The sequence below is a fragment of the Fusobacterium sp. DD2 genome, assembly GCF_018205345.1.
Lineage (GTDB): Bacteria > Fusobacteriota > Fusobacteriia > Fusobacteriales > Fusobacteriaceae > Fusobacterium_A.
This window is the reverse complement of sequence record NZ_JADRHM010000002.1, coordinates 60,898-70,534: the sequence shown is the minus strand read 5'-3', so window position 1 is coordinate 70,534 and position 9,637 is coordinate 60,898. Positions and strand designations below refer to the sequence as shown.

Sequence of the window (9,637 nt, the reverse complement as noted above, 5' to 3'; positions counted from 1 at the left end):
CGAGTCCTCTTTTTTTATGGTCAAAAATTAAACAAAATTAATATTTTATTTTATAATATATATTTCCAACTATCTCCCACATGACAAATTGAAGTTTGACAAAATTATAGTAAGAAGGGATAAAGCTTATAGTTCTGTCATTGATCTTAGATGCAAAATAATTACATGGTGCAGCATAGAACTCCACATCTGGGATAAATTTTTGAAATATTTTAAAGCTTCTGTCCATGTGGAAAGCTGAAGTTATCAGTATTGCAGATTTAGTATTATTTTCTTTTAAGCTTTCACCAATATATTGTGCATTTTCCTTGGTATTTTTACTCTTTTCTTCAAGAACAATATCTTCATCTTTTACTCCAAGTGCTACCAGCTCCTTTTTGTATATAGAGCTTTCACTTGCAGTACTCTGCAGAACCATTCCTCCAGAAATATATATTTTTTTAGGATATTTAAAATAGTACTGGGTAGTCGTCAATATTCTGCTGTCAGCATATACCGTTGGAACATTGCCACCAGCAGTATCCAAGGTTATTCCCCCTCCTAAAAGTATATATGCCTCTCCTTTTTCAAGTTCATTTTGAGTGATCTGAGGATAAGTTTTTTCCAGTTGATAGAAAAGGCTGTTTATAAAATAATCAGTAGAAGAAAAGTATAAAAATATCCCTATAACAATAAGGAGAATACCTCTTTTTCTTCTTCTCCATACTATGGACAGACCTATTAGAATAAGAATTATAATTATTGGCAGTGGTGAAAAAATAGCAAGAGTTATCAATTTTTGCATAGAAATTCATTCCCTCCCCATTTTAATATAATAAAAGCAACCTCTTAGGTTCATTGTACCATAAAAGATTGCTTTTTTATTTTTATTTTAGAATTCATCCCATCCGTCAATAGAAGAACTCATATTATAACTTGTTACAGTTCCCTCAAAGAAGTTGGCTTTAACATTTCCCTCTCCTTCAGTATCAGCAAATTTTTCAAGATGCTTATATGGGTTCTTTTCAAATCCAGAATAGATAGGTTTAAGACCTATAGCTCTAAGTCTTTCATTTGCCAGCCATTTTGTATAAGCTTCAGTTGTTTCTTTAGTAATTCCTAAAATATTGTTTCCTATGATGTGATCAGTCCAAGCTATCTCCTGGGCTACAGCTTTTTCAAACATCTCATATACAATATCTTCGTCAAAGAATTCAGGATTTTCATGAGCGATCTCTTTAAACATCTGTTGGAAAATAATTACATGGGATAGTTCGTCTCTATTTATAAGTCTTATTACATCAGATGTTCCCATCATCTTATTTCTACTAGCTAACAGATAGAAGAAGTTAAATCCGTTATAGAAATAAAGTGCTTCTAATAGATAGTCAGCAATTATAACCTTAGCAAAGTTTTTATCATTTGGATTATCTATAAATTCCTGATAAATCTCTGCTATATACCTGTTTCTTTCAAATAGAACCTCATCTTCTCTCCATTTATCATAGATATAGTTTCTAGTCTCCTTAGGAAGAATAGACTCTATAATATATTGATATGACTGAGAGTGAATAGCCTCCTGGAAGGTCTGAATTGACAGTATAAGGTTTACTTCAGGTGCAGTTATATAATCAGACACGTTTGGGATATTGTTGGTCTGAATGCTGTCTAAGAAGATTAGAAAGGAAAGTATACCATCGTATGCTTCTCTTTCATGATTAGTAAGATTATTGTAATCTGTTCTATCCTGAGTAAGGTCAATTTTTTCAGGAATCCAGAAGTTTCCCATCATAGTACGATATAGGTGGTTAGCCCATTGGTATTTAACATTGTTGAGGTTAAATATATTTGTACTGTTTCCTTTTATTATTTTTCTTTCAATTAGAGAGTCAACACCCTCAGGATTGAAAAGTCTTTTTCTATCCACTGCAGCTTTCACACTCCTTCTTATCTTTAGTTATATTTGTATCCTTTTGAATTGTTCTGATGTAGTAGACAGATTTACATCCCTCTTTCCATGCAGTAAGAAGAGTATCAAATATATCTTTTGCTCTTATATTTTTATTAAGGTCAAAAAGAAGTTCCATAGACACTCCCTGAGTAGTCCATTTACCAATTCTACTCATCATTTTTACATAGATTTGAGGATCTACATTTTTAAATTCAGGATAAAACCAAGATCTGTCTTTTAAATATTTTACAACTCTTGGTACAGCACCTTTTTGATTTTTCTCTATGAAAAATCTTAAAAAAGTAGGATTAACAGAAGCAGTAGCTCCCATTAATAGTGATGTAGAAGTGTTAGGGGCAACAGCTGACAGTTCACCGTTACGAAGTCCATATTTTTCTACCAGATCAAAAATTTCCATCCATTTATCTGCATATTTTGAATTCTCTTTGTACCATTTTCTATCTTTTCCAAAGAAGATACCCTGGCTCCATTTAGAACCTTCATATGCAGGATATTTTCCTCTGGACTTAGCAAGAAGTGCAGATGATTTGATAGCATATAAAGCAATTTCCTCATAGAGATTATCAATCTCATCTAGAGATTCTTCATATATCATATATTCATTAGCCATAAAGTCAGCAAGTCCCATAGTTCCTACTCCAATGGCTCTATATTTTTTATTGTGTTTATCTGATTCTTTAATAGGAGTTTTTGTAAGATCTATTGTGTTATCAAGGATTCTAACAGCAATATCAGTTATCTCTGGAATCTCCCATCTTGTCATCTCAGCAAGGTTCATAGAAACAAGATTACATGTATGAATCTCTCCTAAATCAACAGTTCTTATACCTTTTTCACCCTCTGTTTCCTCTTTGAAATTTTTAGTAGGTGCAAAGTTAGAAAAGCTTTCCATACAAAGATTTCCATTACCTATCATACCCATATGGCTGTTGTGATTTGCTTTGTTGGCATTATCCTTAAAGAAAATATAAGGCATTCCAGTCTCTATCTGTACCTTCATTATCTCTTTAAACAGTTCTCTTGCATTTATTACTTTACGAAGAGTAAGAGATGAATCTTTCTCTATTTCAAGATATAATCTTTCGAATTCCTCTCCATAATATTCACAAAGCTCAACATTGTACTTTTGTCTTATCTCATAAGGGTCTACAAGTGTCCAGTCACTGTTTTCCTCTACTCTTTTCATAAATAAATCTGAAACTACAACCTGTGGATAGATATCATAAGCTTTTGTTCTCTGATCTCCATTTTCAGTTTGAAGCTCTAAAAATCTTTCAATGTCCAAATGCCATGAATCAATTGCTACAGTTACAGCACCTGCTCTACGTCCCTGCTGATTTACAGCAACAGCAGTGTCATTTATAATTCTGATCCACGGAACTACTCCACCGCTTGCATTAAAATATCCATTTACCATTGAGTCCTTTGCTCTTATTCTGGAGATATTGACACCTACACCACCGCCATTTTTACTTATTTTAGCAATTGTATCAATATTATAGAAAATAGACTCAATATTATCATCAATAGCTGTGATAAAGCAAGATGACAAGTTTCCTTTAGGAAGTCTTAAGTTAGCAAGGATTGGTGTTGCTAATGATATTTTTTTCTGTGATAGAGCGTTGTAAAATCTAATAGCTGTATTTACTCTATCCTCTTCATTTATTGCAAGGAGCATAGCTATGCACATAAATACCTCCTGAGGAAGTTCGAATGTCTTTCCTCTGTATTTTAAAAGGTATCTATTGACAAACATATTTGCCCCAGCATAGTCGTAAAGCATATCTCTTTCAGGATCAATAACACTGTTTAGTGTATCTATCTCCTCTTTTGAATATTCAAGTAATCTTGCGTCATATGATTTTAACTCAGTGAGATATGAGATAGTTCTAAATAAATCTCCATAAGAGAATCCTCTTTTATGAAAGACCTCTCTTTCTGTCTCCATCATAAGAAGTCTACCAGCTGCATAAGTCCAGTCAGGTTCTTCAAAACACACCATACTTACAGCCTGGTTAATAAGAGATTCCTGAATTTTTTTAGTTGTTATTCCATCCTGATATATTGAATCAATATGGCTTTCCAGTTGTACCATATTTACTTCAAGACCATCACATGCTTTTATGAGTTTTTCTCTTATTTTTGTTATATCCAAATCCTCTTTTATTCCAGCTCTGTTTATAACCTGTCTCATACTACAGAACCTCTAGGAATTTTTCCATAGTGTAGTAACTTCCCTCTTTCTCAACTACTGGTGCACTCATGATTCTTGCTTTACTTGCAACTATCATAAGAGTTTTTAAATCTTCTATATATTCAAATTCTACTCCATCATTATTTAATCTGCTCTTTAAAGCCTCACATTTACTGCATCCAGCTTTTCCATAAACTTTAATCATCTTAACCTCCAAATATACTATATATTCTATATCATGTTTTTTTTAATACTACATATAGTATTATTACATAAAAAAATTTATTTTTCAACATTTTTTTATACTTAATTTATCCAGTTAAATTAAAATGTGGAAGTATAAAAAAAACCATAAGTCAAAATATAATTTCGACTTATGGTGAATATTTTCCAAGGGGAAGCATGCACGATTCAACATACTTCCTATGGGGGTTAGAGCCACCCAAGTAAAGTAACTCTAACTAAAGCTAATTCTATTTTAGCACATTTTTTTTAAAAAAGATACTTTTTTATTTTTTTGCGCACTCATGAGCAGTTCCAAGTAGTATCTCCAGGCCATGTTTGAGGTCATCAATTATATATTCAAGAGACTCTTTTACAGCTTTAGGACTACCAGGAAGATTGATAATAAGAGTATTTTTTCTTATTCCAGCAGTTGCCCTGGATAGCATAGCTCTCTTAGTAATTGTCATAGAATAAGCCCTTATAGCTTCAGGAATTCCAGGAACTCTTTTTTCAATTATCTCCTCTGTGGCCTCAGGAGTCACATCTCTTTTTGAAAAACCTGTTCCCCCAGTAGTGAGAATAAGATTAGCAATCTCTTCATCACACACTCTTATAAGATTTTTCTTTATAATATCTATCTCATCTGGGATAAGAATTTTTTCTGTTACATTGTATCCACGAGATGTGACTATCTCTTCAATAACTTTGGTAGAAAGATCCTCTCTTTCACCTTTTGAACCTTTATCACTCATACAGATTATTGCTACATTGAACATTTGCTACCTCCTATTTTTCATTGAGATAGTTGTGCAGAACTTTATCCCACATACCATTTTCTTTCATGATTTTCTCAAAAATCTCTCTTACAGCACCATATCCACCTTTTTTAGAAGATACAAAATCAACTCTTTCCAATACTTCAGGAACTGCATCGTAAGGACAGGCAGAAAATCCAACTTTTGACATAGCACCTAAATCATTTATATCGTCACCAATGTAAGCTATCTCATCCTTAGATAGATTATATTTATCAGCTAATATTTCAAGCTCTTTTACTTTATTTTTAACTCCCTGAACAAGCTCCTGGATTCCAAGTTCCTGTGCACGTCTTTTTACAATAACTGAAGTTTTTCCAGTAATAATTCCAGCAACTCCTCCTAGTTTTACCCATTGAGCAATGGCAAAACCATCTTTTACATCAAAAGCTTTCCAGGCATTATCTTTGTCATCCATATAGATTCTTCCATTAGTAAGGGTTCCATCTACATCTAATAATATAAGTTTAATCATCTCTCTCTCCTTATTAATTTTTTGTATATACGAAAAAAGGATATCCTGAATTCAGGATATCCTTGAAGTACAAAATTAAAGTGCGTTTACTTTAGCTGCTAATCTAGCTTTTTTTCTAGAAGCTGTATTTTTCTTAACAATTCCTTTAGAAACTGCTTTGTCTAATACTCTGTATGCAACTGATAAAGCTTCTTTTGCATTTTCTGCTTCGTTTAGTTCAACTGCTGATAAAACTCTTTTTACCATAGTTTTAACTCTAGATTTAACTGCTTGATTTCTCATTCTGTTTCTTTCTGCTATTAATACTCTCTTTTTAGCTGATCTTGTGTTTGCCAAATTAAAAACCTCCTAAGTTTTAAAACAATTTTTAAATTTTTTCCATAAGATGATAACATAATTTAAACAAAATGTCAATTTATATTGACTGAAGTTATTTTAATTCGTTTAAGTTAAGCTACAAAAGAGACACCTTCTTGTACAATGGACCAAACATATTCTATCATATTTTTTATTTTATTTCCATACCTTTTTTGATTTTATCCATAGTATTTTTGTCAACTAGAACTTCAGCCATTTTCAATGCAAAATCAAGGGCTTTACCAGCTCCAATTGCTGTAATAAGGTTGCCATCTGTTTCAACAACTTTACCAGTATATTTATAATCTTTCATATCTTCAGCTACTGAGTGATGACATGTTAAAACTTTACCTTTCATAATACCGTTTTTGCTAAGTACAGTGGGAGCTCCACATATAGCTGCAATGTACTTACCTTTACTATCATACTCTTTTACTAATTCTACTACTCTTTTAGAGTTTGCAAGATTTTCATATCCTGGAAATCCACCAGGAAGAACAAGCATATCACCATCACTTAAATCGTGTAGAGAAAGAAGAACATCACTCTTAACTGTTACCTTTTGAGCTGAAGCAACATCGTAATCGTCATTTATAGATACAGTTGCAACATCAACTCCACCTCTTCTTAAAACATCTACTGGTGTTAATGCCTCTATTAACTCAAAACCGTCAGCTAACAATATATATACTTTTTTACTCATAAACTTGTTCATCCCCCTTTTTGGATTCTAGTTATTTTCTACTTTTAATTTACCTTTGTTGATTAAAGCAAGTACAAATTGATGTGCATCAACAACTGCATTACAATAAGCAGATTTAGTTTCTCCTTCAAAGAAAGCATTTAAAAGAACTTGTTGTTGTTCTTCTATATTTCTTTTAAGTTCTTCAACTGTAATTTCTCCATTTTTATATTGTTCTGAAAGAGCATCAAACATTGTATCAAATGTTGAGTCATATAAGTTCTCTTCCCAACTATCAAATCCTGTCATATTATTCACCTCATTCTAATATTTTTACGCCTTTATTTTATCATTTCTTAGTAGGATTGTCAATTTTATAATCGTTGTAAAAAGTATATAATTATTGGGTGTTTATAGTGTGAAAACAGAATGAAACCTTGTTTGGAATTCTAAAATAATGAAATAAAACGATATAATTTTCATTATAATGTGTGTAAAAAACTGGTAAAAGATATAGAAAGTAAACACTATTTGAGATATAATTGTAATATACAGTAGTAGTCTAAAAAAAGACTACTTTATAGAGAAGGGGATAAGATTGAAAGAAATTATAACGCATCTAATTAACTTTGGTTTTTCCAAAACTGAAGCGATTATATACACAACACTATTAAAAATAGGAAAAGCTAATGGTTATAAACTTACAAAAGAATTAGGCGTTGCTAAATCAACAGTTTATCAAACTTTAGACCTTATGTATAAGAATGGATATATTTTGATGATACCAGGAAGTACGAAAGAATATGAGGCTAAGGATCCAGAACTGTTATTTTGTGATTTAGAAAAAAAATTTAGTGCTAATATGAAGGGATTAAAACACTCCCTCAGTAGACTGAAAATAAAAAGAGAGAAAGAATTTTTCTATAAAATCCAAGGAATGGAAAATATAAGTAAAATCCTTACCAAAATAATAGACAATGCTACAGATGAAATTTATATAAATAGTGATTTCAAACTTTTAGAATATAGAGATTCATTAAGGAGAGCTATTGAAAGAGGAGTAAGAGTAATTATTTTTTCTTTTAATAAAGTTGATGATATGGGATTAGATATAGAGGTATATCATAAGAGTAATGTGGTAGAGAGCTATAATAATCCTACACGAATTATGATGGTAGCAGATCTTAGATATAGTTTTGTAGTTACTAAAAGAGATGACAGCATAGATGGTATATACACCAATGATGAAGTTTTTATAAAGATAATATCTGAACATATTCATGGTGATATATATATGGCTAAGCTTGCTAAGATATACGAGGAATCATTTGATGAAAAAATTAAAATAGATACTTTGCATGAGCATAAGAATTTGATTAGGTAGTGTAAAGATTTGGGAGGAACAGATGTTTGAAAGAAGTAGCGGAATTTTAATGCATATTTCATCTCTTCCAGGAGAGTATGGAATAGGCGATTTTGGGAAAGGTGCTTATGAATTTGTGGATTTTTTAGAAAAATCAGGACAGAAATTATGGCAGATACTTCCATTGGGACCGACAGGATTTGGAGATTCACCATACCAATGTTATTCAGCTTTTGCAGGAAATTTTTTATTTATAGATCCAAAAGAACTTGCTGATAACAATTATATATCTTTTGAAGAACTTGAAGGTTTGAAAAATAATAATAAAGGAAAAGTTGATTATAGTAGAGTACATATAAAGAAGGAAGCTGTTTTAAGAAAAGCTTTTGAAGTGTTTTCAAAAAGAGTAAAAGAGGATGGAGAACTGAAATCCAAATTTGAAAAATTTGAAAGCGAAAATAGCTTCTGGCTTGAAAACTATGCACTTTATATGGCACTTAAAATCAAATTTAGTGGAATGCCATGGAACAGATGGCCTAAAGATTATAGACGTAGAGATATAAAAAAAATTGAGCTCAATGAGAAAGATAAAGAGAATTTTAATTATTTCAAGTTTGTTCAATTTATTTTTTATACTCAGTGGTATAGACTTAAAGATTATGCAAATAGTAAAGGGATAAAGATTATAGGAGATATTCCTATTTTTGTTGCAACAGACAGTGCAGATACATGGGAATACAGTAATCTTTTCCAATTTACAAAATCTAAGAGAGTGAAAAAAGTTGCAGGATGCCCACCAGATTATTTTAGCAAGACAGGACAACTTTGGGGAAATGTACTGTATAACTGGAGAGAATTGGAAAAAACAGGTTACAGATGGTGGATTGAAAGAATAAGATTTTCTTTTAACATATATGATATTGTGAGAATAGATCACTTTAGAGGATTTGAAGCTTACTGGAGTATAAGAGCTGGTAAAAAGACAGCAATTAAAGGTAAATGGGAAAAAGGACCAGGAATGAAGCTCTTTAGAGCTATTGAAAAAGAGCTTGGAGAACTTCCAATAATAGTTGAAGATTTAGGATTCTTAACACCACAGGTTGAAAGACTTTTAAGAAGAAGTGGATATCCTGGAATGAGAATACTTCAGTTTGCCTTTGGAGATGATGAAAATAAATATCTACCACATAAATATATAGAAAATTGTGTAGCATATAGTGGAACTCATGACAATGACACAATAGTTGGATGGTATGAATCTTTAGATAGTGGAACTAAGTATAGATGTGATGAATATCTAAAACAATGGCTTACTCCTAGAGGAAGAAATTTCTGGGATCCAATCAACTGGAGAGTAATAGAGACTCTTTGGAGCAGTGTAGCAAATATGGTACTTGTACAGATGCAGGATCTTTTAGGACTTGAATCAGATGCAAGAATGAATACTCCTGCTACTGTTGGTGAAAACTGGAGATGGAGAATGGATGAAAGTGCACTTACAGATGATACAGCAGCCAGACTTAGAGAAGTTACAAAATCATTTAACAGATAATTAATATATATAGATATGCGAGG

Annotated in this window: 11 protein-coding genes; 2 read left to right on the top strand and 9 right to left on the bottom strand. The window is 31.8% G+C overall.

The window, feature by feature from the left end; all coding sequences use genetic code 11:
• Positions 1-37: 37 nt before the first annotated feature.
• The 9 genes from IX290_RS00705 to IX290_RS00665 all read right to left on the bottom strand — a co-directional run bounded on the left by IX290_RS00705 (position 38) and on the right by IX290_RS00665 (position 7,008).
• Positions 38-784, bottom strand: coding sequence for a YdcF family protein (locus tag IX290_RS00705; RefSeq protein WP_211491303.1), 747 nt, complete (start codon positions 782-784; stop codon positions 38-40).
• An 87-nt stretch (positions 785-871) separates the two neighbouring features.
• Complete coding sequence (locus IX290_RS00700; RefSeq protein ID WP_211491302.1) at positions 872-1,906, bottom strand: ribonucleotide-diphosphate reductase subunit beta; 1,035 nt, start codon at positions 1,904-1,906, stop codon at positions 872-874.
• Positions 1,899-4,145, bottom strand: a complete 2,247-nt coding sequence (locus IX290_RS00695; protein ID WP_211491301.1) for a ribonucleoside-diphosphate reductase subunit alpha — start codon at positions 4,143-4,145, stop codon at positions 1,899-1,901. The genes IX290_RS00700 and IX290_RS00695 overlap by 8 nt, the downstream gene beginning before the upstream one ends.
• Position 4,146: 1 nt before the next feature.
• A complete protein-coding gene (locus tag IX290_RS00690; protein WP_211491300.1) occupies positions 4,147-4,350 on the bottom strand; it encodes a glutaredoxin family protein in 204 nt (67 codons plus the stop codon).
• 304 nt (positions 4,351-4,654) lie between these two features.
• Positions 4,655-5,146 carry a MogA/MoaB family molybdenum cofactor biosynthesis protein gene (locus IX290_RS00685; protein WP_211491299.1) on the bottom strand — a complete coding sequence of 164 codons (492 nt, stop codon included), beginning with the start codon at positions 5,144-5,146 and terminating at the stop codon, positions 4,655-4,657.
• Between the two features lie 10 nt (positions 5,147-5,156).
• Positions 5,157-5,660 (bottom strand): HAD-IIIA family hydrolase, encoded by a 504-nt coding sequence (locus tag IX290_RS00680; RefSeq protein ID WP_211491298.1) that lies wholly within the window; start codon positions 5,658-5,660, stop codon positions 5,157-5,159.
• 75 nt (positions 5,661-5,735) lie between these two features.
• The gene (rpsT, locus tag IX290_RS00675) at positions 5,736-5,996 is read right to left on the bottom strand and encodes a 30S ribosomal protein S20 (protein WP_211491297.1); all 261 of its coding nucleotides are present in this window, start codon (positions 5,994-5,996) and stop codon (positions 5,736-5,738) included.
• A gap of 172 nt (positions 5,997-6,168) precedes the next feature.
• Positions 6,169-6,720, bottom strand: coding sequence for a DJ-1 family glyoxalase III (locus tag IX290_RS00670; RefSeq protein ID WP_211491296.1), 552 nt, complete (start codon positions 6,718-6,720; stop codon positions 6,169-6,171).
• Between the two features lie 27 nt (positions 6,721-6,747).
• Positions 6,748-7,008, bottom strand: coding sequence for a hypothetical protein (locus IX290_RS00665; RefSeq protein ID WP_211491295.1), 261 nt, complete (start codon positions 7,006-7,008; stop codon positions 6,748-6,750).
• Between the two features lie 289 nt (positions 7,009-7,297).
• On the opposite strand from IX290_RS00665, the gene IX290_RS00660 reads away from it, so the two are divergent.
• Complete coding sequence (locus IX290_RS00660) at positions 7,298-8,083, top strand: helix-turn-helix domain-containing protein (RefSeq protein ID WP_211491294.1); 786 nt, start codon at positions 7,298-7,300, stop codon at positions 8,081-8,083.
• Between the two features lie 22 nt (positions 8,084-8,105).
• Positions 8,106-9,614 carry a 4-alpha-glucanotransferase gene (gene malQ, locus IX290_RS00655; RefSeq protein WP_211491293.1) on the top strand — a complete coding sequence of 503 codons (1,509 nt, stop codon included), beginning with the start codon at positions 8,106-8,108 and terminating at the stop codon, positions 9,612-9,614.
• Positions 9,615-9,637: the final 23 nt, after the last annotated feature.

Coding starts and splice junctions, on each gene's coding strand:
- IX290_RS00705 (WP_211491303.1), bottom strand. CDS start 784: ATGCAAAAATTGATAACTCTTGCTATTTTTTCACCACTGCCAATAATT.
- IX290_RS00695 (WP_211491301.1), bottom strand. CDS start 4,145: ATGAGACAGGTTATAAACAGAGCTGGAATAAAAGAGGATTTGGATATA.
- IX290_RS00690 (WP_211491300.1), bottom strand. CDS start 4,350: ATGATTAAAGTTTATGGAAAAGCTGGATGCAGTAAATGTGAGGCTTTA.
- IX290_RS00685 (WP_211491299.1), bottom strand. CDS start 5,146: ATGTTCAATGTAGCAATAATCTGTATGAGTGATAAAGGTTCAAAAGGT.
- IX290_RS00680 (WP_211491298.1), bottom strand. CDS start 5,660: ATGATTAAACTTATATTATTAGATGTAGATGGAACCCTTACTAATGGA.
- IX290_RS00670 (WP_211491296.1), bottom strand. CDS start 6,720: ATGAGTAAAAAAGTATATATATTGTTAGCTGACGGTTTTGAGTTAATA.
- IX290_RS00665 (WP_211491295.1), bottom strand. CDS start 7,008: ATGACAGGATTTGATAGTTGGGAAGAGAACTTATATGACTCAACATTT.
- malQ (WP_211491293.1), top strand. CDS start 8,106: ATGTTTGAAAGAAGTAGCGGAATTTTAATGCATATTTCATCTCTTCCA.